Source organism: Bradyrhizobium sp. SZCCHNS1050 (assembly GCF_032484785.1).
Lineage (GTDB): Bacteria > Pseudomonadota > Alphaproteobacteria > Rhizobiales > Xanthobacteraceae > Bradyrhizobium.
Genome location: NZ_JAUETR010000001.1, coordinates 844,455 through 869,190, shown reverse-complemented (window position 1 = coordinate 869,190; position 24,736 = coordinate 844,455). Strand labels below are relative to the sequence as shown.

Genomic DNA, 24,736 nt, shown 5'->3' with positions numbered 1-24,736 from the left:
CCATGAAATTTTACAATCATAGCTTTAGGCCCGAACTTCAGCAAGCACCGCCGCTCGCGCGGGGTCACGCCCGCTGCACGAAGCTGTCGACGACGTGCTTTTCGCCGGCCTTGTCGAAGGCGATGGTCAGCTTGTTGCCGTCGATCTTGACGACGCGGCCATAGCCGAACTTCTGATGGAAGACGCGGTCGTCGAGGGCGAATTCCGATGTCGTGCCGGTGGATTTCGCCACCAGCTCGCCCTCGATGGTCATCGGTCCGCGCTTGCCACGGCCGAAATGACCGCCGAAGCCGCTGCCGAACGGATCACGGCCCGAGAACGGCGACGGCTCTTCCTTGAAGCCGCCCTCCGACGAACCGCGCGCTGCGCCCGGCCGACGTGCCTGCGCGCGCTGCCAGCCCGGCGTGGAATAGCTCGATCCGAACGACTCGACATTATCGAAGCGTGACGGGCCGTAGCCCCCGGCGCCGCCCCAGCCCGAGCCGCCCTTCGACTCGGTGATCTCGACGCTCGCCGCGGGCAGCTCGTCGAGAAAGCGCGACGGGATCGTGGTGGTCCAGGTGCCGTGGATGCGGCGGTTGGTGGCGAAATAGATTTTTGCCCGACGCCGCGCGCGGGTCAGGCCGACATGGGCGAGGCGGCGCTCCTCTTCCAGGCCGGCGCGGCCCTGCTCGTCGAGCGTGCGCTGGCTCGGGAATAGCCCTTCCTCCCAGCCCGGCAGGAACACGTTGTCGAACTCCAGCCCCTTGGCGGAGTGCAGGGTCATCAGCGACACCGCTTCCTCGTCGGCCGCGCCCTCGCGGTCCATCACCAGCGAGATGTGCTCGAGGAAGCCGTGCAGGTTCTCGAACTCCTCCATCGAGCGGACGAGCTCCTTGAGGTTGTCCAGTCGCCCGGCCGCATCGGCCGAGCGGTCCTTCTGCCACATCTCGGTGTAGCCGCTCTCGTCGAGCACGATCTCGGCGAGCTCGGTATGCGGCGTCACCTCGCGCTGGGCGCGCCAGCGCTCGAACTGCAGGATCAGCCCGCGCAGCGAGCCGCGCGCCTTCGGCTTCAGCTCGTCGGTCTCGACCACCGCGCGCGCCGCCTCGAACAGCGGGATGCGGCGCTTGCGGGCATGGTCGTGCAGCATCTGCACCGTGGCATCGCCGAGCCCGCGCTTGGGTACGTTGACGATACGCTCGAAGGCGAGGTCGTCGGCCGGCGAGTTGATGACGCGCAAGTAAGCCAGCGCGTCGCGGATCTCGGCGCGCTCGTAGAAGCGCGGGCCGCCGATCACGCGATAGGGCAGGCCGAGCGTGACGAAGCGGTCTTCGAACTCGCGCATCTGGTAGGACGCGCGTACCAGGATCGCGATGTCGTTGAGATGCTCGCCCTTGCGCTGCAGCTCCTCGATCTCCTCGCCGATGCCGCGCGCTTCCTCCTCGGAATCCCAGGCGCCGGTAACGGTGACCTTCTCGCCCTCGACGTCCTCGGTATGCAGGGTCTTGCCGAGCCGGCCTTCATTGTGGGTGATCAGGTGCGAGGCGGCGGCGAGGATGTGACCCGTGGAGCGGTAGTTGCGCTCGAGGCGAATGACCTTGGCGCCGGGGAAGTCGTGCTCGAAGCGCAGGATGTTGTCGACCTCGGCGCCGCGCCAGCCATAGATCGACTGATCGTCGTCGCCGACGCAGCAGATGTTCTTGAGCGGCGGCGTGGCGCCCTGCGCGGCGTCGTCGTCATTCCGGGGCGCACCGCCAGGTGCGAACCCGGAATCTCGCAGTTGGCTATCCTCAGCGCGGGATTCCGGGTTCGGCTCTTGGAGCCGCCCCGGAGTGACGGAGGATGGGGCGACGGCACGCGACGAACTCGGCGCCTGCGACAGCAGCCGCAGCCACAGATATTGCGCGACGTTGGTGTCCTGATACTCGTCGACCAGGATGAACTTGAAGCGGCTCTGATATTGCCGCAGCACGTCAGGGTTCTCGCGGAACAGCCGGATGCTCTCCAGCAGCAGGTCGCCGAAATCGGCGGCGTTGAGGATCTTCAGCCGTTCCTGATAGCTCGCATAGAGCTTGCCGCCCTTGCCGTTGGCGAACACGGCGGCCTCGCCCGAAGGCACCTGGGACGGCGCCAGGCCGCGGTTCTTCCAGCCGTCGATCAGGCCGGCCAGCATGCGCGCCGGCCAGCGCTTGTCGTCGATATTCTCGGCCTGCAGCAACTGCTTGAGCAGGCGGATCTGGTCATCGACGTCGAGCACGGTGAAATTGGACTTGAGCTGCACCAGCTCGGCATGGCTGCGCAGGATGCGGCCGGAGATCGAGTGGAAGGTGCCGAGCCACGGCATGCCCTCGACCGCCTGTCCGAGCATCTCGGCAAGCCGCGTCTTCATCTCGCGCGCGGCCTTGTTGGTGAAGGTCACCGACAGGATCTCACTCGGCCGGGCGCGGCCCTGGCTCAGGATATGCGCGATGCGCGTGGTCAGCACACGGGTCTTGCCAGTGCCTGCGCCGGCGAGCACGAGCACCGGGCCATCGAGCGTTTCGACCGCCTCCCGCTGCTCCGGATTGAGGCCGGCCAGATAGCGCGCGCCACCGGTCGCGGCGGCGCGAGCGCGCGCGGCGATGCCGCCGGCAACCGGCTGGTGGTCAGGCGCAGGAAAAGGGCTCACGCGGTTGGGCTCGGTCATCAGCGAATCAGTCTCGTCCCTCGGATGGCATCATATGACGGCATCACGAGGTCTGCAGGAAGGAGCCCTCATAGCAGGGATTGACGGCTATATGGGGCCGGGGCCGGCGTTTTACAGCCCTAAATCGGGCCAGGCGGACGCTGCTCCAGCCTCGCTGGGCATTTGTTCCGGCAAATCGCGAAATTTTAGCGGCCCGCGCGGCCGGAACCTTTGTTCCGAGCCACGATTGTTCTGGCAACGGCGCAAGCTCCGCGTCGCTTTGAACCGCAATCGAGAGACAGAGGTCGTGTCATGTTAGGCTGGGTTGTCACCTTCCTGGTTATCGCATTGATCGCCGGCATTCTCGGCTTCGGCGGCGTCGCCGGTGCCTCCATCGAGATCGCCAAGATCATCTTCTTCATCGCCATCGTGCTGTTTCTGGTTTCGGCCGTCGTGGGCCTCGCCCGCGGCCGCAGCCGCGTGTAGTCGGCCTCATCCCTGACAATGAGGTCGGCGAAGGGCGCAGTGCCTCGCAAGAGGTGCGGCGCCCTTTGCGTTTTGAGGAGGTGTCAGGCCGGGGCCGTCAGCGCGACCTGCACCTTGGCGAGGGCGGGATCGAGCGCCACGGAGGCGAGGCGCGTATCGTTGGAGAGCGCGGTCAGAGTGAGCGTCTGGTCCTGCACGCGGAAGATCCGGCACAGCGTCGTCGCCTCCGAGGCGTCGCGCAGCATCACCGACAACGGCGCGATGTGGGTCTCGTCGGCGATCTTCTCCGCCACGAGCGCAAGCCGCGTCGCCGCCGCCGCAAGCTGCTCGGTGCGGTGTGCGGTCGTATTGGCCGCGAGCGGCAAGCCTTCCTCGTTGGTGAGCAGCACGGTCTGGAAGCGGCCGACTTCGGCGATGCGGTCGAGCAGCGGCACCAGCTCGCGGCGCCGGCCCGGCCGGCTCGCGAGCTGCGCCAGATCCAGCGAGATGCGCTCACGCTCGACCAGCGGCGCCAGCACATCTTCGATCGCGCTGCGCAGGCTGGTCTCCCGCTCGATGGCGTCGTGGCTGCTCTGCTCCTGCAACTGGTCGAGGCTGGCCGCCTGCATCTGCACCTGCCGGCGCAACAGCTCGCGGGACAGCGCGCCCTGGCGGGCGCCGAACAGATAGCCCGAGGTCAACAGCAGAATGGCGGCGCCGAGGCCGCTCACGATGGCATAGATCGTCATGGTCGCTTCGTCGCTGTGAGTTGACTGCAATCATCGACGCCCGCAATGCGCAGCACGGCCTTGCGGTCGCCCGCGACCGCCTGGGCATCGCCGCGCGCCTCGCCGGCGCCGGCCGCGCGCACCGACATCCGCTGCGCGGGGAGGCCCTCGCGCTTCAACTGGGCCGCGATCTCCTTGGCGCGCGAATAGCTGAGCAGCACGTTCAGATCCTCGGTGCCGCTGGCATCGGTATGCCCCTCGATGATGATGGTCGCCTCACCATGGCGCGCGAGCGCGCGTTGCAGGATCGCCAGCGACCGCTTCATGTCGGCAGGGTTCGGTCGTGCGCTGCCGCGCTCGAAGCCGACCGCCAGCGGCGCGAAGCACTCGGCGGAGGGCTTCGCGGGGCTCTGGGGCTCCGGGGGCGCTGCCGGGGCGACCGGCGGTGTCGGTGGCGCGACCACGACGGGAGCGATCGCGGGCGGCATCGGCGGCGCCGCGACCGGTGCCGGGTCGACGATCCGCGCCTCCCGTCGCTTGGGTGCCGCGTCGGCAACGGGGGCGTCGCGCTGCGGCACGGCCGTCACCGGCATTGCGGCCGTCGCGACCGGCGGCGTGGCGGTGCCTTGCTGCCAGAGCGCTGCCGACATGACGGCGATCAGGGTGCCGGCGACGGCGAAGGCCGCGGCGAGCCAGACCGGCGCCTCTTCGCCGGCCACGGTGCACGCATCGATGCGCATGGCGGGAGAAGGCAGAGCGGAGTTCGGGGAGGGCGCCAGCATGTCAGCCCACGGGCACCTTGAATTTCGGCGTGATCAGGTCGATGCCGCATTCGAGCCCCGCGCACCACGCGATGAACTGGCGCGACATCGTAGCATCCGGAAACAGCGCGCCGTGCTGCGGGGCGATGATCTCGATGTCGAGCGTGCTGACCATCTGCGCCCACGCCTTCATGACGCGGTTGGAGACCATGTAGCGCCGGTGAAAGCCCTCCATGAAGCGCGTATGCGCCTTGAAGTCGCGCACGACGGTGTAGTCGACGCCGATCGAGGCGCCGAGGTCGCCGCTATAGAGGATCTTCGAGATCGGATCGTAGAGCTGGAAATTGCCCTCACTGTGCAGGAAGTGCGCCGGCAGCGCGTACAGCCTGCTGCCCGCGAGATCGAACACCATGCCCTCGTCGGGGATCGGCTTCAGCCGGTGGGCAACGATGTGGTCGAAGCCGAAATGCGGCACGAAGCGGGTCCACAGCTCGGAGATGTAGGCGTCGGCGTCGGTCGTCATCAGCCAGCCGTTGATCGCCGCGACGATGTCGGGATCCTGGTGCGACAGGAACAGATATTTCAGCCGCCCGCCCGAGAGCTCGCTGAAGGTCTCGCTGAGCACCCTGGAATAGACCTTGTGGCCGCCCGGATCGAGCAGCATGCCGACGCGGTCGTGGATGATCAGATGCTGGTTCGCCTGCACCGCGTGGTCGCCGGCGCCGAAATCCTCCAGCAGAATGTTCTTGTGAACGCCGTCGTCGTAGAGGACGGTATTGGCCATGAAACTACTCCCGCCGGCGCCGCGCCATCGCAGCGCGCCGGCTCATTGGACGACGGTGCGCTACAGTACCTTCTGCAGCGATCTGACGGCTTCGCGCATGTCGAAGAAGGTCAGCCCGAGCTTGCTGTTCTCGTTGGTGAGCGCGAGCAGCAGCGCGCCACGGCCGGCGCTGACCAGCACGGCATAGCCGGACTCGCCGCGGATGATGACCTCCTGCAGATGGCTGCGGCCGAGCTCCATGGCGGCGCGGCCGCCGAGCGACAGCAAGGTCGCGGTCATGCCGGCAACCCGCGTCTCCTCCATGTCGGCCGCGAGCACGCTCGCGATCATCAGCCCGTCCTCCGAGATCAGCGCGCAGGCCTCGACCCCGAACGAGTCGCTCTGCAGCTTGCGCAGCACCCGGTTGATTTCATCGAGTCGTGACATCGGCTTCTCCTCGACGGCGCGCGGGGCAAACTTGGAATGAAACTGGGTTTGAGCCATGGCGGGGTCCTGGTCATCATCTTGGGCTGTTGAAACGGAAGCGGTCGGAATGTCGATTTGTGTAGTAACGAAGGAGGGATACAGCGGGTCATCCGGGACCAGCGTCGTCGTCTGTTCCGGACTGCCGTCCGGCGCCGTCAGCGCGCGCGTCTCGATCGTATCAACCGCATCGTCGAGCGCGCGCTGCTCGGCCTTGATGCGTGATCGCGAGACCGGCGGATCCATCGCCTGCAACTGGGTCACCAGCGCCTGGCGGGCCGACTGGTAGACTTCGGCGCGGCGTTCGGGGGTGGAATCCGGCAGGCTCTCCATCGCGCGCGACAGCAGGATGAAGTAGTCGGCGGTGGTCACGGGCAGGGCTGCCGCATCCTCATGCGGACCGTGCGCTCGGCTCAGCAGGCTTGCGAGGCGTCCCATCGCTCTCTCGTCACTCTACGCAACTAACGATGCATAAGGTTAGGTCGGTGCAAGGGACAGGACGAATGATCTGAATCAAATCTACTAAAATCAGGACCAGACTGCGTAATCCCGCCCTCAAATCGACCGCAGTAGATCATGGTGGGGCCACGATTGCCGCCAATGCGCCGTATTGCCGCCGCGTTCGGCGCAACTGCGCCTCGGTCGCAGCCAGAATCAGCTACGATCACGGCGACGAATGGCGGCGCGGGGAGGGCAATGTGAACGTCCGGGACTATGTGCAGCGCGATGCGACGGCGCTTGCCGCCGCGGTGAAGGGCGGCGAGACCAATGCGGCCGAGCTGCTTCAGCTCGCGCTGGCGCAGAACGAGCGGGCCCAGCCGAGGACCAACGCGGTCTGCAGGCTGATGGAGCGCGAGGCCCGCGCGCAGCTCGCCAAGCCCGCCAACGGCCCGCTCACCGGCGTACCGTTCCTGATCAAGGACTGCGCCCAGGACTATGCGGGCCTGCCGACGGCCTATGGCAGCAAGGCGCTATCCGGATTCGTCGCCGGCGAGCATGCCTCGGTCGTCAGGCGGTATCTCGAGGCCGGCCTGGTGATCTTCGGCAAGACCAACCTGCCGGAGCTCGCGCTGAAGGGCGTCAGCGACTCCCGCGCCTTCGGCCGCGTCAGCAACCCCTGGAATCCCGCACATACGCCCGGCGGCTCCAGCGGCGGCGCTGCGGCGGCGGTCGCTTCGGGCGTCGTGCCGATGGCCGCCGGCAATGACGGCGGCGGCTCGATCCGCATTCCCGCCGCCTGCTGCGGCCTGTTCGGCCTGAAGCCATCGCGCGGGCTGATCTCGTCAGGGCCCGGCTTCGGCGAGTACTGGTTCGGCGCATCCAGCGAGGGCGTGGTGTCGCGCAGCGTCCGCGACACCGCGCTCGCGCTCGACGTCATCGCGGGCGGCGAGCCCGGTGATCCCTTTCTCACCGCCGAGCCCGGCGTGGTCTACGCCAACGCGGTGGCCCGCGATCCCGGCCGCCTGCGCATCGGCTACACGGTGGCGTCGCCGATCGGGACCGAGGTGCATGCCGAGGCGAAGCTTGCGGTCGACAACGCCGTGAAGCTGCTGCAGGGCCTTGGTCACGAGGTCGAGGAGGCCTCGCCCGACATCGATGGCGCCGCGCTCGCGACAGCGTTCCTGCACATCTATTTTGGCCAGGTCGCGGCGCTGGTCGCCGACGCGCGCGGCAAGGGCGCCAGGCGCGAGGAGTTCGAGCTGCTGACGCGGGTGCTGTCGACGCTCGGCGGCGCGATCTCGGCCGGCGCGCTGACGACGCAGCTCTTGAAATGGAACGAGTTCGCGCGGGCGCTGGCGCGCTTCCATGCCCGCTACGACCTGCTGCTGACGCCGACGCTCGCGCACCCTCCGATCCGGCACGGCGAGGGCGATCCGAGCACCGCCGAGCAGACCCTGCTCGACATGCTCGACCGCATCGGCCTGCTCGGGCTGATGACGCGCTGGGGCCTGCTCGACGGCATGATCGACAAGATCGCCCGCGACAGCCTGCAATATGTCCCGTTCACGCAGCTCGCCAATCTCACGGGCACGCCGGCGATGAGCGTGCCGCTGCACTGGACCGCCGACGGCCTGCCGCTCGGCGTGCAGTTCGTGGGCCGGCTCGGCGACGAGACGAGGCTGCTGCAGCTCGCCCGCCAGCTCGAGCAGGCGCAGCCCTGGTTCGCGCGCCTGCCGGACTGGGTGATGCAGAGCTGACCACACCCGGCGGGCCGGTTCGAGCGGCGCGGTCGTGCGTCGCACGACGCCGTGCACGTCCATCGCGATTGCGTGCGCGCTGTTTGTGGTGTTCTATCTTAGGTGGAGCGCGGTCGCCTAAGCCGCGCCGGCTCGGCGACGTTCTTCGGACGGCCACGTTCTTCGGACCCGGCACATCGCACGTCGCTGCCGTCGTGCGGAAACTACTCCGCGTCGCTTCCGACGGTCCGCTGGTCCGGTGCCGTGCCATGCACGTTGGCGATACTTTCAGAGGGCGGGATCATGAACGTCACAGTCTATTTCGCGACCAACAGGCAACCGATCACGGCTGAAGGCACGAATCAGATTACCGGGTTCAGCTCCGAGCTCGGTCCCGTCAACGGCTTGAACATCAGGTATGGCCGGGCCGAGATCGCGGTCGATCTGCAGGCATCGAGCTATGCCCTGGTGCCTGGATCGCTTCATGTCGAGGACGAGCAACTGATCTTTCCGCAAGGCTCCCGTGCGGTCCTCGGCAGCAATACGATCTTCGGCGCCCTGCGTGCCGACATGCTGGCGAAGGCGCGGCCGACGCTGGCGTTCATTCACGGCTTCAGCAACAGCTTCGTCGACTCGATCGAACGCGCCGGGTGGATCTCGGCGTTCTACGGGATCGACGCCAACATGTTCGTGTTCAGTTGGCCGTCGGTCGCCTCGCTGGTCGGCGTGCCGCTGCCCTTTGTGGACTACCAGCACGATCGCAAGACGGCGGCGGCATCCGGCCCGGCCGTGGCACGCACGCTGCGGCGGCTCTATGATTTCGTCGACGGGCTGCCCGAGAGCGAACGCTGCAACCAGAGCATTCATCTCATCTGTCACAGCATGGGCGTCTATGTCCTGCGCAACGCGTTGCAGGCCTTGATGCAGATGCCCGACCCGGTCGCCGGCGCGGCCATGGCCGGCGGCGTTCCGGCGATGGTGCGGATGGGCGGGACGCAGCCGTCCCTGACCGGATTGCGCAGGACCTTCGACAAGGTCGTGCTCGCGGCGGCCGACGAGGACGCGGACGCGTTCGACGACCCGGCGAAGCTGAAATATCTGCCGCGCACCGCGAGCAGCGTCACGGTCTATCACTCGACCAAGGATTGGGTGCTCAATACGCTGAGCGCGGGCACGAAATTCAACGGTCCGCGGCTCGGCAGCGACGGTCCCGACAACATGGGCAGCGTCAGCGACAAGGTCACCGCGATCGATTGTTCGGATGTGACGACGTTCGAGCAGGACCCGCAGCAGCACCAGTATTACCGGATCTTCCCGGTGGTCCGCGACGACATCGTCCAGGTGCTGCAGGGCGTGCCGCAGAACCAGGTCAGCAACCGCGATCCGGTGGGGTCGGGACGCTACCGCATTCGGCCGCAGGCCCGCTTGGCGGTCAGGGCCACCAGTCCCAAGCCGCGCGCCGCGAAGGCGCGCGTCGCCAAGTCCGGTGCTGCGAAGAAGAGGGCGGCCGGCGGGAGCTGAGCGCGGGACGCAGGCGCGCCCGCATGGGCCGGCTCGGCGACGAGACGAGGCTGCTGCGGCTCGCCCGCCAGCTCGAGCAGGCGCAGCCCTGGTTCGCGCGCCTGCCGGACTGGGTGATGCAGAGCTGACGATCTCAGCGTTTGATGATGACCACTTCGAGATACTCCGACGGCACCACCATCGTGCCGTCCTCGGCGCGATTGAGCGTCCCGATCAGGGCCAGCATGTCGCGCTTGAGATCGGCCTGGCGGTCGCCATCAAGCGCAGCGAAGGCCTTGAGCACCGGGCCATAGTAGGTCTTGAACACGTCGACGAAATGCTCAGGCGAGCGGTAGCGCATCGCGAAATGACGCCGATGGCAGCGAATGTCGGTGGCATCGGCGAACATCTCTCGGATGCGTGCCTCGGTGCCCCACAGCGCCGGCGATCTGGCGCCGGCGGGCGGTGGCAGATATTTGCCGAGCGTCTTGAACAACTGGCCGATGAAGCCGTCGGGGGTCCAATTGGCCAGGCCGATCTTGCCGCCGCTGCGGCACACCCGGGTGAGCTCGGCGGCGGCGCGCTCCTGCTGGGGCGTGAACATCACGCCGAATGTCGAGACCACCACGTCGAATGTGCCATCGCCGAACGGAAGCGCCTCGGCATCGGCCTCCTGGAACTGCACGGACAGGCCGTCGGCGGCGGCACGCTGGCGCCCGCGGTCGAGCAGGGCAGGCACGTAGTCGGTCGAGACGACGTTGCACCAGCGCCGCGCCGCAGCCAATGTGACGTTGCCGTTGCCGGCGGCCACGTCGAGCACCTTCTGGCCGGCGCGGATGTCAAGCGCCTCGCAGAGTTCCTCGCCGACGATCTGCAGCGTGTTGCCGACGATGGCGTAGTCGCCGGACGACCACGCGCTGTGCTGGCGTGCCTTGAGCGCGGTGAAATCCGGCTCTGCGGTCGCGCCGGCCTGAATTGCAGCTGATGCGGTCATGATGGTCTCCTCCGGAGAATGCAGCGCTGTTGCGCGCGCTGGTGTGTGGAGACGTACGCGGCAGGCTTCGGGCGGCGCTATCCAGATCGCGACACGGCCATCCGGATCGTGAACTTTTCGAGCGCCGCCGATGACCCATAGGCAATTGGACGTCGTCGCATGATGGACGGAGATCAGGTTCCCCTGGCGGCGCGGCAGCCTTTGCCACGCAGCGTGCGCCGCGCGCTCGAAGCGATGCATGACGACCTCGGGCGGCGCTGGACGCTGGCCGATCTGGCGAAGATTGCCGGCGTTTCCGGACGGACCTTGCAGCGCCAGTTCGTCAGGTCGATCGGCCGGTCGCCGCAAATGGTCCGGCAGGAGATCGGCTACGCGCGCGCCCGTGTCGAGTTTCTGCAGGGGCGCGCCGGCGGGAAGGTGATGGACGTCGCGCTGCGCTGCGGCTTCCCGCATTACGGCCGCTTCGCCGCCGGCTATCGTCGCTGCCACGGCGAGACGCCGTCGGAAACCCTGAAGCGGCAGGCGGTCTTGATGGCGCAGCTCGCCGCGTCGCGCACCACCATTGCGCCGGTGCGCGATCGGCCGACCATTGCCTTCGCCATGATCGCCACCGATCCGAGCGTGCGCGAGCTGGCGGACGACCTCGCGGCCGAGCTCACGCTGGCGCTGACCCGCGCGGGATTTGCCGTGACGACCCAGCCGCGCGCGGCGCGCTACCGCATGAACGCGTCGCTCCAGGGTCGGGATGGCGCGTCACGGCTGCTGCTGCAGCTGATCGACCAGGACAGCGGCGGGCTGATATGGGCGCATCGCGGCGAGGTCATGCTGCGGTGGGAGGCCGACGGTCACGAACGGTTGGCCGCCCGCGTGGCGGCATCGCTGCTGCAAAGCCTGCGCCGCGCCGAGATCGATCGGGCGCTGCGCAAACCGGATGAGGATCTGACCGCGCAGGATCTCGCGCTGCGCGCCATGCCCGGCGTGCTGTCGCTCGACGCCGACGGCAACCGCAGTGCGCTCGAGCTGCTGCATCAGGCCATCGCCCGCGATCCCCGTCATGCCCTGGCCACGGCGCTCGCGGCCTGGGCCTACGGCCAGCGCGCGGTCTATCATTTCGGCACCGCGCCCGGGCAGGACCGGCAGCTTGGTCGCGCGCTGGCGCAGCGCGTGCCGACCGAGCTCGCGGATGCGACCGTGCTGTGCGTGCTCGGCAACGCGCTCACCTTGCTGGATGAGCTCGCCGAGGCCGAGCAGGTGGTGGGCCGGGCGCTCGCGCTGGATGGCGGTGCCGCCTGGGCCTGGAGCCGCAGCGGCTGGCTCGATGTCTATCGCGGCGATGCCGCGTCGGCGATCGAGCGCTTTCGGATTGCGCTGGATCTCGCGCCGCAGGACCCGCTCGCCTTCAACGCCATCATTGGAATCGGCTGCGCGCATTTCGCCGCCGGGACCTACGCGGAGGCGGCGCGCTGGCAGCAGCGCGGCCTGCGCGAGCACCCGTCGTCGCTCTGGGTGCACCGGACCATGTGCCCGTCCCACGTGCTGGCGGGCGAGCGATCCGCGGCCCTGCGCAGTCTGCAGGCGCTGCGTGCCGGCTATCCGGACCTGACCCTGGCCGAGGTCCAGCGCGGCATGCCGCCGCTACCGGACGCCTATTCGGCCCGGGTATTCGAGGGATTGTCCGACGCCGGCCTGCCGGCGTAGCGGCGGCCGGTCACCGTCACCTCTTCGGCATGCCGATGGCGCGGCCGAGCCCGTCGGGCTGCGGCAGCGCGGCATGCGCCTGCAGCACGCGGGCGATGTTGGCCTGGATGTCCGGCGGAAACGGCGCGACCTTGCGCTTGGTCATGTCGATATGCACCGACATGCCCTCCGAACTCGCCGAGATCCAGCCCTCGTCGGCGTGGCGGAGCTCCTCGAACGTGTGCAGCCGCTTCTCGTCGGCACCGATCAGCCAGACCGCGACCTGCACCGGATCACCCAGATGGATCTCGCGCAAATAGCGCACGTGGCACTCCGTGATGAAGGTCGAGCCCTGCCGTTCCTTCATGTAGGCCGGTCCGATGCCGAGCTCGGCCCATAGCTGGTCGATCGCGCGGTCGAACATGACGTTGTAATAGGCCATGTTGAGATGGCCGTTGTAGTCGATCCATTGCGGCTCGATCTGCATGATGGACGACAGGAACGGCCCCGCGCCGGCTTGTATGGGCACTGCATTATCGCTCATCGGCTCTTCCGTTTGCTCCCTTGACCCCTGTTGCGTCCTTTGCCACGGTCCGCCCAACTTTCGGAGGAAGCAGTGGCGACGACGATCCCCCATCACGATTTGAAGCGGCCCGCGCCGGAGGCGCTCAAGAGCGCGCTCGACGCACTCGCGGCTCGCTTCGGCAACCGGCTCATCACCTCGCAGGCCGTGCGCGAGCAACATGGCCATACCACGACCTGGCTGCCGACGCAGCCGCCGGATGGCGTGGTGCTGGCGCAGGAGACCGCCGACATCCAGGACGTCGTCCGCATCTGTGCACCAAAGGGCGTGCCGATCATTCCGTTCGGCACCGGCACCTCGCTGGAGGGCCAGGTCAATGCGCCGGCCGGCGGCATCTGCATCGACATGCGCGACATGAACAAGGTGCTGGAGGTGCATGCCGAGGACCTCGACTGCGTGATCCAGCCCGGCATCACCCGCAAGACCTTGAACGAATATCTGCGCGACCAGGGCCTGTTCTTTCCGATCGATCCCGGCGCCGACGCGTCCCTCGGCGGCATGGCGTCGACGCGGGCCTCCGGCACCAATGCGGTGCGCTACGGCACCATCCGCGAGAACGTGCTGGCGCTGAAGGTCGTGCGCGGCGACGGCGAGATCATCAAGACCGGCACCCGCGCCAAGAAGTCCGCGGCCGGCTACGATTTGACGCACCTGTTCATCGGCGCCGAGGGCACGCTCGGCATCATCTGCGAGATGACGATCCGGCTGCGCGGCATTCCCGAGACCATCGCCGCGGCGTCGTGCTCGTTCGAGACCGTGCGCGGCGCCTGCCAGGCGACGATCCTCGCGATCCAGACCGGCATTCCGGTGGCGCGCATCGAGCTGCTCAATGCGGCGCAGGTCAAGGCCTGCAACGCCTATTCCAAGCTGACGCTGCCGGAGACGCCGCTGCTGCTCTTGGAGTTTCACGGCAGCGAGGCCGAGGTCGCCGAGCAGTCGAAGAACTTTGCCGAGATCGCCAGGGAGTGCGGCGGCGGCGACTTCGCCTGGACCACCAAGCCGGAGGACCGCACCAAGCTGTGGCAGGCGCGTCACGATGCCTATTGGTCCGTGAAGGCGATCCGGCCCGGTGTCGGCGTGGTCGCGACCGATGTCTGCGTGCCGATCTCCAGGCTCGCGGACTGCGTCACCGAGACCGAGGAGGACCTCGCGCGTCTCAGGCTGACCTCGCCGATCGTCGGCCATGTCGGCGACGGCAATTTCCACTGCTCCTTGATGTGCGACGTCGACGACGCCGACGAGATGGCCCGCGGCGACGAGTTCATGCATCGCCTCGTCGAGCGCGCGCAGGCCATGGGCGGCACCTGCACCGGCGAGCACGGCATCGGCCAGGGCAAGCAGAAATATCTCGAGTCCGAGCTCGGCCCGGAAGCGCTCGATGCGATGCGCGCGGTGAAGCAGGCGCTCGATCCGCAGAACATCTTCAATCCAGGCAAGATCATCCCGGCGCGCTGATCGGCAATCCAAGCCGAGCTGGGTTTCGGATTCGGGTTCGGCGTGCAGGCCCGCTGATCACATAGGGCCGCTGCTCACATCTCCCAGCTCGCGGGAGATGTCGGAATGCATCACGATTCGCCAAATAGAAAACGCCGCCGCGTTCGACACGCGGCGGCGCTTTGTTTCCGTGCAGATCAACGGCAGACGCGGCGCGGTCCCCACGGCGTCGGCCGCACCCAGCAGGTGCGCGGGCCGTAGACGCCGTAGCCGTAGGGGCGATAGACGCGCGGGGCGGGCCGGCAGCGGCCCCAGCGGTCGGGGAACCAACCGGGACCACAGCCGCCGGCGACGCGCTCGACATTGCTGTCTGGAGCAGCCGGCTGGGCCGGCAGCGTGAAGGCCTGCGCGGCCGACGCGCCCAACATGACGGTCGCGGCGAGCAGGGCGGAGGTGAACAGATTGCGCATTGCAGTGCGGTCCTCTCGTTGGTTTCGAAGCAGTGCAGTCCTTAGACGTCGTCGGGCAAATTTTGGTTTCGCAATATTTTCGAGGTCTCGAAACCTCTTCCCAGTACCATAGAGCTCTCGACGACGCCGGTCGCCCGATGCAGCTCTGCCGATCATGTGGCGCATCGCTGCAGTGTCGACGCCATCGTGCGGTCTTCTAGCAGACATTCGCTGCAAGGAACATGAACGATCAGCGACGCGTCCCACTGGCTTTCGTCGCAGGCGGCATCATTTTCCGCCTTGCTGCGCCTTTGCGTCCTTCAACGCCGTCCTGCAACCGTCGGAGAGCTTGTCGAACTTCTCGATCATGCATTGCTTGATGCGGCCGCCGCCCGGCATGATTCCAGTACAGAGCGTACGCACATCGTCGCCGCAGGCCTGGCGCATGGCGCTCCTGTCCTGAGCCTGGGCGGTCGTGCTGGAGATGACTATCAACAGCAGCGGAAGCAGCTTGTGCATGATCGATGATTCCTCTCTCGCCGCGGCCGACGCGCCGGGCCTCGTGAGGCGGTTGTCTCGCCGATGAATTTAGCGGGCATATGTCGACCGTCGCCGCAACGTGTAACGGTTTGTATCACGAGGTCACTGCGCAGAGCGCAAGCGTCCGCCTGCCGCCGGGGTCGTCGTCGACCACGGCGGCGCTCGTGCCGCCATTCCCTCAAGCGTGCACATCCGAGGCACTGCTGCGCAGCTTCCGCAGCGCGTGATCGACGCTGTGGAACACGCGCTCCCGGGGCAGCACATCGTACAGGCCGAACCGTTCGAAGGCCGCCTGGGCCCGCAGCGACTCCAGCCGCGCCACCGCGAACACGATACCGGCCTCGTTGCAGATATGGATCACGTCGCGCAGGGTCTGCGCGGCGGTGAAATCGATCTCGACGATGGCGCTGGCCTCGAACACCACCAGCCGCGGCTTGCGGCTGCGCAGCAGGCGCTGCATGTCGGCGCGGAACGTCGCTGCATTGAGGAAGCTGAGCGGGGCCTGGAAGCCGACCACGGCGATGTCGGACAGTTCCTCGCCCTTGATCTGCGGATGTGCCGGCCACCAGATCGTCGTGTCCGGCACGCGCTGGAAGGCGATGAGGTGGGCGCGCGTCGTGCTCCAGATGCCGTGCAGCAGCGACAGCGCGATGCCGAGCGCGACGCCCTGCTCGATCGGCAGTGCGACGATGGCCACCGCGGTGGCCAGGATGAGCAGGAACTCGCCCTTCGACGCACGATAGACGCTTGTGATCTGCGCGACGCGGATGATGCGCAGCGCGACGAACAGCAGCACGCCGCCGAGCGCTGCCTCCGGGACGTTCGCAAGCAGCCGGGCTCCGAACAGCACGAGCAGCAGCACGATCCCAGCGGCGAGCAGGCCCGCGACCTGCGACCGGCCGCCGGTCTCGACCACGATGCCGGTGCGCGGTGGACTCGCATTGACCGGAAACGCGCCGAACAATCCGGCCAGCAGGCTGCCGGCACCGGCGCCGAGGAAGTCGCGGTCGACGTCGGCCGCGCGGTCGGGATCGGAAGGGAACGAGCGCGTCGTCGCCGACGTCTGCACCATCACCACGACCGCGATCAGGAAGGCGAGCGGAACCAGCTTCGCCCATTGTTCCGGCCCGATCAGCGGCACGGACGGCATCGGCACCGTGCCGGCGATCTCGCCGATGACGGGCACGCCGCGTCCCCGCAGCCCGGCCGAGAGCACGAACAAGGTCGAGGCCGTAAGCGCGATCAGCGCGCCGGGAATGCGGGCGCTGATCCGCTCGCAGACCGTGATGGTCGCGAGCACGCCGAAGCCGATGAGCATCGTGTACCCGTTGGCCTTGCCGAGTTCGCCCGCGAGGGTGGCGATCCGCGCCAGCGTTGGCCCGCTCGGTGACGGCAGGCCGAGCACGCCCGGCAATTGCGAGACGATGATGTGAACGGCGATGCCGGCCAGGAAGCCCACGGTGACCGGCACCGACAGCAGGTTGGCGATGCCGCCGAGCCTGAAGCCGCCGGCCAGCACCAGCATGACTCCGACCAGCAGCGCCAGCGCCGCAGCGAGGCTGCCGTATTCAAGCGTGCCGCTGGCCGCGAGCAGCGCCAGGCCGCCGGCGAAGATCGGCGTGATCGTGGAATCGGCGCCGCAGGACAGGAAGCGGTTGGCGCCGAACAGCGCGAACCCCAGCGATCCCGCCATGAAGGCGAAGAAGCCGGTCTCGGGCGTGAAGCCGCCGAGCTTGGCGGTCGCCATCTGCTCGGGGATCGCGATCGCCGCCAGCGTCAATCCGGCGGCGAGATCGGCGGGCAGGGCGCTGATCCGCCAGCCTCGCAGCGAGCGGAGCATCGGCCAATGATGGTTGCCGTCGTGGCGTGGTTGCTCGATCATGTCGATGTCTCCAAGCGCATCACGGTCGATGTGTTCGTCCGCTCACGCAAGATCGCGATCCCAGGGCGGCTCCGGCGCGAACGCCGCGGCGAGGTGGTCGATGAAGGCGCGCACCTTGGCCGATGGCGTGCGGTCCGGCAGATAGACGGCGTGCACCGCCAGCAGGTCCGACGGCGGCGCGTCGAGCGTCAGCGGCACCAGCCGGCCCGCGCGGATGTCGTCGCCGACGATGAAGGTCGGCTGGTAGATCACGCCCTGTCCGGCCAACGCCGCCGCGAGCAGCGCATCGCCATTGTTGGCGCGCAGATTGCCGCTCACCGTGACATCGACCGCGGCTTTGCCGCCCATGCGCCAGCGCGACGGGCCGGCCGCCGCCAGCGTATAGCCGAGGCAGTTGTGACCGGCGAGATCGGCCGTGGTGCGCGGTGTCCCATGCACGGCGAGATAGGACGGCGCGGCGCACACCATCATCCGGCACGGCGCCAGCCGCCGCGCCACCAGGCTGGAGTCCTTGAGCGTGCCGATGCGGATCGCGAGATCCCAGCCTTCCTCGATCAGGTCGACCAGCCGGTCGTTGAGGCCGAGCTCGACGCTGACGCCGGGATAGAGCGCGGCGAAGCCGGCGAGCAGCGGCGCGATCTGGCGCGTGCCGAAGGCGAGCGGGACATTGAGGCGCAACAGCCCGCGCGGCTCGACGCGGTCGGCCGCGATCGCGCTCTCGGCCGCCTCGAAGTCGCCGAGCACGCGCTCGGCAAGGTCGAGATAGCGGCGTCCGGCCTCGGTGATGGTCAGCCGGCGCGTGGTGCGGTGAAACAGCTTGGTGCCGAGTCGCGTCTCCAGCGCCGCGAGGTGTTTTGTCACCATGGTCGGCGACATGCCGAGCAGGCGGGCCGCGCCCGACAGGCTTCCGCAGCCGGCCACCTTCGAGAGCACCTCCAGTCCGGTCAGCCGGTCCAACACTGGATCATCTCACTCTTGGAGTGTGAACTGATTTTCCATTGTAGCGGATTATCGTCTGAGGGGAAATGATCCATATGGCGGGAAGTCCCCACGGAGGTCCCGATGATCGATTCCCGTACTGCGCCTTATGCCGCGCTCCTGCTCCGCCTCACTCTTGGCGGGCTGTTCCTGGCCCATGCCAGCCTCAAGCTGTTCGTCTTCAGCCCGGCCGGCACCGCAAAGTTCTTCGGCAGCATCGGCCTGCCGCCCGAGCTGGCCTATCTCGTGATCGCCGCCGAGATCCTGGCCGGCATTGCCCTGATCCTCGGCATCGCCACCCGCTGGGTCGCGCTCGCCGCCGTGCCGATCCTGCTCGGCGCCATCTTCACCGTGCATGGCTCTGCCGGGTTCTTCTTCAACAATCCGAAGGGCGGCTGGGAGTATCCGGCGTTCTGGGCCGTCACCCTGGTGATCCAGGCCCTGCTCGGCGACGGCGCCTATGCGCTGGGCAGCCTTCGCAGCGGCCTTGCCGGCGGGCAGTTGCGCAGCGCGCATTGACGCTGGCGTAGGGGGCCGACAGCGGTCGCCGAAACCCCGTCGTCCCCGCGAACGCGGAGACCCATGACCACAGGCAAATCTGAGTCGAGCACGAGGGGCGACGCTCAGCCTGCCTCGACCGTCGATCACGCGGTATGGGTCCCTGCGTTCGCAGGGACGACAGTTGTGGTTTGGGGCGCCACCTGAGATATCCATTGCACGAGGAGCCATGACATGACCCTGCCCAGCATCTTCCTGTCGCACGGCTCGCCGATGCTGCCGCTCACGGATTCGGCCGCCCGTGACTTCCTCGTCGGCCTCGGCGGCAGCCTGCCGCGGCCGAAGGCGATCCTGGTGATCTCGGCGCATTGGGAGACCGACATCCCCGCCGTCAATGCGGTGGCCACCAACGAGACCATCTACGACTTCTACGGCTTTCCCCGTGAGCTCTATCAGTTGCGCTATCCCGCGCCGGGGGCGCCCGATCTCGCGCAGGCCGTCGCGGCGCGGTTGCAGGCGGCCGGCCTGCCGGTCGGCATCGACCGCGAGCGCGGCCTCGATCACGGCGCCTGGGTGCCGCTGCTCCTGATGTACCCGCAGGCCGACATTCCGGTGCTGCAGCTCTCGATCCAGACCGAGCAGGGCCCTGCGCATCATCTCGCGCTCGGCCGTGCGCTGGCGCCGCTGCGCGAGGAGGGCGTGCTGATCATCGGCAGCGGCAGCTTCACCCACAATCTCGGCGAGTTCCGCAAGCGCCGGCTCGACATCGACGATCCCGCGCCGTCCTGGGTGGTCGACTTCGCCGACTGGGTGCACCAGGCCGCGATCGAGGGTCGCGTCGACGATCTCGTCGACTACCGCCGTCTCGCCCCGCACGCGCGCGACAACCATCCGACCGACGAGCACTTCCTGCCGCTGTTCGCCGCGCTCGGCGCCGCTGGCGAGGGCGCCCGCGTGGAGCGCCTGCACAACAGCGCCAATTACGGCGTGCTGCGCATGGACGTGTATGCGTTCCATGGCGCAGACGAGGCGAAGGCTGCGGCGTGAGCCGCTGACTTGTTAGTTCGATCTGCATCTGCCCGTCGGGCCCATTTTGCCCGACGGGTTACTTTGTCGCAGTCATTTCGCTTGCGTCGTCGAGGCTGGGCAAGAATCCGAATTAGGGGGCTGAGAGGGCTCGGCGCGGTGCAATTTCGAGCCATGACTGCATCATGGTCCAGAACCGGATGAGGGCAAACGAAATCGCCTCCCATGCGCCCCTTGCCTTGCCAGAAGTGGCATGTAGAGCTGCAAGAGCCCATTCGGCGATGCGGGCGAGGAAGTCGTCGAAACCGAGAATGTTGAGGACGCGGGTGAGGTTGTAGGAGAGCGCCATCAGGCTCCATTCCCCGCGAACCTTGTCGAAGCCGCGGACAAGGAAGTGCTGATAGCCGGCGCGGCACTTGAGCGTGCCGAACGGGTGCTCGACGATGGCTGAGCGGCGGCGCATCAATCGGCCGGCCTGTTCGCTCGCCATCCTCTGGCGGTGACGATCCAGCACCTCTTCGTGCTCCCATCGAGAGACGCTGCGGCTTTTTGCCTTCGCAGAGAGACAAGACGCCTTGAGGAGGCAGATGCCGCAAGTCGCTACGGAGGCCAGGTAGCGGCGTTCCATCCTGCCGCTCGTATTCTTCCAGAGCTTCTTCGTTGGATGCAGCGCTTGGCCTGCGGGACACTGATAGGTGTCGGTTGCGGAATTGTAGGTGAAGTCACCTCGCGTGAAGCGACCGTGCTTCTTGCCATTGCCGTGATGCAGCGGGACATAGGCGGTGATGCCGTCATCCTCGCAAGCCTTGAGATCCCCGCTGTTGTAATAGCCGACATCCGCCAGTATCTGCAGCGCCTCGACCTGGAGGCCCTCCTTGGCCGCCTTCGCCATCATATGAAGGTGTCCTGTATCGCTGCGATTGACGACCTCGCTGGCGATGATCAGCTTATGCTTGTCGTCGACGACGCTCTGGACATTGTAGCCTGCGATCGTCTGGTCGCCCTTGCTCAGCAGCCGCGCATCGGGATCGGTCTTCGACACCTGTCCCTTGTCGCCTTTGTCCAGGTTCTCCAGATCGGACTGTGCGCGTTCACGCTTGGCCATCAGCTCCTTGATCTTGTCCCCGACATCGCCTCCATCCTTGTTGTCATCCTTGCCGTCGCCGGGCCGCTTGGCTTCCGTCGCGTCGTTGGTGTCGAGAGACTTGCCGTACGCCTCGATCTCCTCATCGAGCTTGGCGATCTGTTTGGCGAGCTTCCCGCGCGTGAAGATGCTGTCCTTGCTGGCATTGCCGTGGAACAGCGCGCCATCGACCGCGACCAGGGTCCCGCCGATCAGCCCGATCTCCTGCAGCAACAGGACGAAGCTACGGTTCGCCGCCTTCAAGGCAGCCCAGTTCTCCTTGCGGAAGTTCGCAATCGTCCGATAGCCGGGCTTCAGGTTCCTCAACAGCCAGATCAGCTCCAGATTGCGGCCGGCTTCACGCTCGAGCCGGCGCGACGATCTGATCTGGTTCAGATAACCATAGAGATAAAGCTTCAGCAGGTCCGCCGGATCGTACGGCGGCTGCCCGACACCCAATCCCCTCCGCTTGGCGTGGCGGAAGCCAAGCTTGGCAAGATCGAGGGCGTTGACGTAGCTGTCAATCGCACGAACCGGATTGTCCGGCCCGACATAATCCTCAATCCGAGGCGGAAGCAGGCTCTCTTGATCGCGGCTCTCGCCGCTCTTGAACGGCCGATTCGTCATGCCTCCAAATCTTACCGTGAACACTGAGTTCTTGCCCAGCCTCGTCGGGCAAATCACCGCGATCCTCTCGCGCATCCCGCCTCACTTGCGCAGGGGCGTTGCGCGCGATCGTCACGACACGCGAGGCGGGGAGCGGTGGCCGCGAGAACTCGCAGCATGTCCTTTCGATGTGCGGACGAACGAAGCTCTTGCGGACGTGAAGTTGCAGGGTTCTGATACCTCGACGCTGGTATCACCGCGCAACGCGTGAAACGCGTTGTCGCGCATGGCGGCCAACAAGCCGAGCGCCAGGAAGCCTGCATATAAGCGTGAAGCCCATCGCGCAGGGAGGGCCGGGCGATCTCGGCTGAACCTGTGGTACCTGCCGCCTGCATTTTTTTGAGCAGGCGGGCCACGGGCGCGGCCAGCGCCCGGCCTTCCCTGCGCCCTCCTGTTCGATGAGGGTGAACGGACGTTGCACAGCCCGGGCATGTCATGCCGCGGAATTGCAGACGCGCGTCGGTCTGTTCGATGAGCGCGAGATATCTCAGCGTCGTCATTGCGAGCACAGCGAAGCAATCGAGAGTCCCGTCCACAGCCCTGGATTGCTTCGCTGCGCTCGCCATGACGGAGGAGAGGCCAGTGTTCCCAAAGGTGCGCCGCACACATGACCTCGGAGGTAACTGACACGGGATGGCGCGGCGTAGAAAATCCTTGACCCCTCCGCATGCAGATGATGCGAAGGATGCACCAGGGAGTGAAACAACAATGCGCCTGCCGTTCTATTATGGCTGGGTCATCGTCGCCGTGACTTTCGTGACGATGGCCGTCGGCGTCAATGCGCGCACCGCGTTCTCGCTGTTCTATCCGCCTGTTCTCGCCGAATTCGGCTGGGACCGCGGCGTCACCGCCGGCGCGTTCTCGTTCGGCTTCGTTGCCTCCGGAATCGTCAGTCCGCTGATCGGACGGCTGATGGATCGCACCGGCCCGCGGGCCGTAATGGAGCTCGGCGTCGTGCTGATGGCCGGCGGTCTCCTGCTCGCGCCGCTGACCACGCAGCCCTGGCATCTGTACCTCACCATCGGCGTGATGGTCGGCGCCGGCAGCGTCTGCCTTGGCTATTCCGGCCAGTCCTTGTTCCTGCCGAACTGGTTCATTCGCCGCCGCGGGCTGGCGATCGGCATCGCCTTCGCCGGCGTCGGCGTCGGCTCGATGACGCTGTTGCCGTGGGTGCAGCACATGATCGCGCAGACCAACTGGCGCACGGCCTGCACCGCGATGGGCATCGTCGTGCTGGTTGTGCTGGCGCCGATCAATTTCTTGCTGCGCAAGAAGCCGGAGGAGATCGGCCTGCGCCCCGACGGCGACGCCGCGCCGCTCGCCCACGCGGCCAAGCCGGTCTCCAACGTCGTCGACGCCGCCTGGGCCGGCACCGACTGGACGTTGTCGCGCGCGTTGCGCACGGGCCGGTTCTGGTGGCTCGCGCTGGGCTATTTCTTCGGGCTCTATGTCTGGTACGCGGTGCAGGTGCACCAGACGAAATACCTGCTCGAGATCGGCTTCAGCTCGAGCGTCGCGGTGTGGGCGCTCGGGGCCGTCAGCCTGCTCGGGATTCCCGGCCAGATCGCGCTCGGCCATCTGTCGGACCGCCTGGGGCGCGAGGCGGTGTGGGGATTGGGCTGTCTCGGCTTCGCGATCTGCTTCGCCGCGCTGATCGCGCTCAAGGCCGCGCCGTCGCTGGTGCTGATCTACGTCATGGTGGCGACGCAGGGCGCGCTGGGCTACGGCCTGACCTCGGTGATGGGCGCGGTCGCGCTGGAAATATTCCAGGGGGCGCATTTCGGCAGCATCTTCGGAACGCTGATGTTGATCGGGCTGTGCGGCGGCGCAGCGGGGCCGTGGGTGACCGGCGTGCTGTATGACTACACCCTGAGCTACACGCCGGGCTTCGTGATCGCCTTCCTCGGCGCCTTCGTCTCGGCGGCGGCGATCTGGATCGCGGCCCCCCGCCGGGTCCGCCTCGTCGCCGGCCAGTTGCACAGGTTAAAGACGGCGGGGGCGGCGGCATGATGTGTGATCGGGGCCGACTTGCCATCGCGCCGCGGCCGTGAGCTAATCGGCCAATCCAGGGAGAGGAACCCCATGAACGAGCATGTCCAGGCCGCCAAGGCCGCGCCGCTGTTCAATCCGCTGTCGCCGGAGTTCATCCGCGACCCCTATCCCTTCTATGCGCAACTGCGCGACAACGATCCGATGCATGTGACGCCGTTCGGCGCGTTCCTCGCCAGCCGGCACGCGGAATCGAGCCTGGTGCTGCGCGACAAGCGCTTCGGCAAGGACTTCGTCGCGCGTTCGATCCGGCGCTACGGCCCCGACATCATGAAGGAGCCGGTGTTCCAGAGCATGCGGCATTGGATGCTGCAGCAGGACCCGCCGGACCACACCCGGCTGCGCGGCCTCGTCGTGAAGGCGTTCACGGCGCGGCGGGTCGAGGACATGCGGCCGCGCATCCAGGAGATCGTCGACCGCACGCTCGATCAGGTGATCCCGCAGGGCCGGATGGATCTGATCGAGGATTTCGCCTTCAAGCTGCCCGTCACCGTGATCTGCGACATGCTTGGGATTCCCGAGGAGCATCGCGAGGCGTTCTACAAGAGCTCGCGCGAGGGCGGCCGCCTGCTCGAGCCGGTGCCGCTGTCCAAGGCCGAGATCGCCGAGGGCAATGCCGGCAATGCCGTGTCCAAGGCGTATTTCCAGCACCTGTTCGAGCTGCGCCGGAAACATCCGGGCGACGACCTGACGACGCAGCTGCTGCAGGCCGAGGAGGATGGTGCCAAGCTCAGCCATGAGGAACTCACCGCCAACATCATCCTGCTGTTCGGCGCGGGACACGAGACCACGGTCAACCTGATCGGCAACGGCCTGCTGGCGCTGCACCGCAACCCGGAGCAGCTGGCGCTCTTGAAGGCGCGGCCGGAGCTGATCACGAACGCGATCGAGGAATTCCTGCGCTACGATTCCTCGGTGCAGCTCACCGGGCGGGTCGCGCTCGAGGATATCGAGGATCTCGGCGGCCGGCGGATTCCTGCGGGCGAGAGCGTGCTGTGTCTGCTCGGCTCGGCCAACCGCGATCCCGCGGTGTATCCGGACAATCCGGAGCAGCTCGATATCACCAGGCCAAACGTGAAGCCGCTGTCGTTCGGCGGCGGCATCCATCATTGCCTGGGCGCGCAGCTTGCCCGGATCGAGGCCGAGATCGCCATCGGAACCCTGCTGCGGCGGCTGCCGGAGCTGAAGCTGGACGATCCGGACAACCCGGACTGGCGGCCGACCTTCGTGCTGCGCGGCCTCAAACGGCTGCCGGCCCACTGGTAACCATCTTCGTCAACGGAGTTGTCCAACGCCCCGGAAAGACCGACAGC

Annotated in this window: 21 protein-coding genes; 9 read left to right on the top strand and 12 right to left on the bottom strand. The window is 67.2% G+C overall.

Going from position 1 to position 24,736, the window contains the following annotated elements; all coding sequences use genetic code 11:
* Nucleotides 1-64 precede the first annotated feature (64 nt).
* Nucleotides 65-2,668: an ATP-dependent helicase gene (locus QX094_RS04130; RefSeq protein WP_316183994.1), complete on the bottom strand. Its 2,604-nt coding sequence runs from the start codon at nucleotides 2,666-2,668 to the stop codon at nucleotides 65-67.
* A 291-nt stretch (nucleotides 2,669-2,959) separates the two neighbouring features.
* On the opposite strand from QX094_RS04130, the gene QX094_RS04125 reads away from it, so the two are divergent.
* On the top strand, nucleotides 2,960-3,133 hold the full coding sequence (locus QX094_RS04125; RefSeq protein ID WP_009030497.1) for a DUF1328 domain-containing protein: 174 nt from the start codon (nucleotides 2,960-2,962) through the stop codon (nucleotides 3,131-3,133).
* Nucleotides 3,134-3,216: 83 nt separating this feature from the next.
* Here the strand turns inward: QX094_RS04125 and QX094_RS04120 are convergent, their stop codons facing one another.
* Genes QX094_RS04120 through QX094_RS04105 form a run of 4 tightly spaced genes read right to left on the bottom strand, consistent with a single transcriptional unit; the run spans nucleotide 3,217 to nucleotide 6,285 of the window.
* A complete protein-coding gene (locus QX094_RS04120) occupies nucleotides 3,217-3,861 on the bottom strand; it encodes a hypothetical protein (protein WP_315713402.1) in 645 nt (214 codons plus the stop codon).
* Entirely contained in the window at nucleotides 3,858-4,622 is a 765-nt protein-coding gene (locus QX094_RS04115; protein WP_316169801.1) for an OmpA family protein, read from the bottom strand. Before QX094_RS04115 ends, QX094_RS04120 begins: the two co-directional genes overlap by 4 nt.
* A gap of 1 nt (nucleotide 4,623) precedes the next feature.
* Nucleotides 4,624-5,385: an MBL fold metallo-hydrolase gene (locus QX094_RS04110; RefSeq protein WP_315713400.1), complete on the bottom strand. Its 762-nt coding sequence runs from the start codon at nucleotides 5,383-5,385 to the stop codon at nucleotides 4,624-4,626.
* Nucleotides 5,386-5,445: 60 nt separating this feature from the next.
* Entirely contained in the window at nucleotides 5,446-6,285 is an 840-nt protein-coding gene (locus QX094_RS04105) for a roadblock/LC7 domain-containing protein (protein ID WP_315713399.1), read from the bottom strand.
* Between the two features lie 260 nt (nucleotides 6,286-6,545).
* On the opposite strand from QX094_RS04105, the gene QX094_RS04100 reads away from it, so the two are divergent.
* Together QX094_RS04100 and QX094_RS04095 are read left to right on the top strand one after the other, a co-directional pair.
* On the top strand, nucleotides 6,546-8,045 hold the full coding sequence (locus QX094_RS04100; RefSeq protein WP_316169872.1) for an amidase: 1,500 nt from the start codon (nucleotides 6,546-6,548) through the stop codon (nucleotides 8,043-8,045).
* A 282-nt stretch (nucleotides 8,046-8,327) separates the two neighbouring features.
* Nucleotides 8,328-9,545, top strand: a complete 1,218-nt coding sequence (locus QX094_RS04095) for an alpha/beta hydrolase (RefSeq protein ID WP_316183992.1) — start codon at nucleotides 8,328-8,330, stop codon at nucleotides 9,543-9,545.
* Between the two features lie 133 nt (nucleotides 9,546-9,678).
* On the opposite strand, the gene QX094_RS04090 is transcribed toward QX094_RS04095, so the two are convergent.
* Nucleotides 9,679-10,518, bottom strand: a complete 840-nt coding sequence (locus QX094_RS04090; RefSeq protein WP_316165975.1) for a class I SAM-dependent methyltransferase — start codon at nucleotides 10,516-10,518, stop codon at nucleotides 9,679-9,681.
* Between the two features lie 159 nt (nucleotides 10,519-10,677).
* Between QX094_RS04090 and QX094_RS04085 the strand changes: the two genes are divergently transcribed.
* The gene (locus QX094_RS04085) at nucleotides 10,678-12,216 is read left to right on the top strand and encodes a helix-turn-helix domain-containing protein (protein WP_315713395.1); all 1,539 of its coding nucleotides are present in this window, start codon (nucleotides 10,678-10,680) and stop codon (nucleotides 12,214-12,216) included.
* A 16-nt stretch (nucleotides 12,217-12,232) separates the two neighbouring features.
* Here the strand turns inward: QX094_RS04085 and QX094_RS04080 are convergent, their stop codons facing one another.
* A complete protein-coding gene (locus QX094_RS04080) occupies nucleotides 12,233-12,739 on the bottom strand; it encodes a thioesterase family protein (protein WP_315752458.1) in 507 nt (168 codons plus the stop codon).
* 72 nt (nucleotides 12,740-12,811) lie between these two features.
* Here QX094_RS04080 and QX094_RS04075 point away from each other — a divergent pair, with 72 nt between their 5' ends.
* A complete protein-coding gene (locus QX094_RS04075) occupies nucleotides 12,812-14,233 on the top strand; it encodes an FAD-binding oxidoreductase (protein ID WP_316183990.1) in 1,422 nt (473 codons plus the stop codon).
* A 176-nt stretch (nucleotides 14,234-14,409) separates the two neighbouring features.
* Here QX094_RS04075 and QX094_RS04070 read toward each other — a convergent pair whose 3' ends face one another.
* From QX094_RS04070 to QX094_RS04055, 4 genes are all read right to left on the bottom strand, one after another.
* Nucleotides 14,410-14,682 (bottom strand): GCG_CRPN prefix-to-repeats domain-containing protein, encoded by a 273-nt coding sequence (locus tag QX094_RS04070; protein WP_315713392.1) that lies wholly within the window; start codon nucleotides 14,680-14,682, stop codon nucleotides 14,410-14,412.
* A gap of 267 nt (nucleotides 14,683-14,949) precedes the next feature.
* Entirely contained in the window at nucleotides 14,950-15,180 is a 231-nt protein-coding gene (locus QX094_RS04065) for a hypothetical protein (RefSeq protein ID WP_315713391.1), read from the bottom strand.
* A 199-nt stretch (nucleotides 15,181-15,379) separates the two neighbouring features.
* Nucleotides 15,380-17,083 (bottom strand): SulP family inorganic anion transporter, encoded by a 1,704-nt coding sequence (locus tag QX094_RS04060; protein ID WP_316169799.1) that lies wholly within the window; start codon nucleotides 17,081-17,083, stop codon nucleotides 15,380-15,382.
* A gap of 42 nt (nucleotides 17,084-17,125) precedes the next feature.
* The gene (locus QX094_RS04055; RefSeq protein WP_315713389.1) at nucleotides 17,126-18,043 is read right to left on the bottom strand and encodes a LysR family transcriptional regulator; all 918 of its coding nucleotides are present in this window, start codon (nucleotides 18,041-18,043) and stop codon (nucleotides 17,126-17,128) included.
* Between the two features lie 102 nt (nucleotides 18,044-18,145).
* On the opposite strand from QX094_RS04055, the gene QX094_RS04050 reads away from it, so the two are divergent.
* Both QX094_RS04050 and QX094_RS04045 read left to right on the top strand, forming a co-directional pair.
* Complete coding sequence (locus QX094_RS04050) at nucleotides 18,146-18,580, top strand: DoxX family protein (RefSeq protein WP_315713388.1); 435 nt, start codon at nucleotides 18,146-18,148, stop codon at nucleotides 18,578-18,580.
* A gap of 213 nt (nucleotides 18,581-18,793) precedes the next feature.
* On the top strand, nucleotides 18,794-19,606 hold the full coding sequence (locus tag QX094_RS04045; RefSeq protein ID WP_315825250.1) for a class III extradiol ring-cleavage dioxygenase: 813 nt from the start codon (nucleotides 18,794-18,796) through the stop codon (nucleotides 19,604-19,606).
* A gap of 112 nt (nucleotides 19,607-19,718) precedes the next feature.
* On the opposite strand, the gene QX094_RS04040 is transcribed toward QX094_RS04045, so the two are convergent.
* On the bottom strand, nucleotides 19,719-21,410 hold the full coding sequence (locus QX094_RS04040; protein WP_316187650.1) for an IS1182 family transposase: 1,692 nt from the start codon (nucleotides 21,408-21,410) through the stop codon (nucleotides 19,719-19,721).
* Between the two features lie 672 nt (nucleotides 21,411-22,082).
* Between QX094_RS04040 and QX094_RS04035 the strand changes: the two genes are divergently transcribed.
* Both QX094_RS04035 and QX094_RS04030 read left to right on the top strand, forming a co-directional pair.
* Nucleotides 22,083-23,384 carry an MFS transporter gene (locus QX094_RS04035; protein WP_316183987.1) on the top strand — a complete coding sequence of 434 codons (1,302 nt, stop codon included), beginning with the start codon at nucleotides 22,083-22,085 and terminating at the stop codon, nucleotides 23,382-23,384.
* Nucleotides 23,385-23,456: 72 nt separating this feature from the next.
* A complete protein-coding gene (locus QX094_RS04030) occupies nucleotides 23,457-24,689 on the top strand; it encodes a cytochrome P450 (RefSeq protein WP_316183986.1) in 1,233 nt (410 codons plus the stop codon).
* Nucleotides 24,690-24,736: the final 47 nt, after the last annotated feature.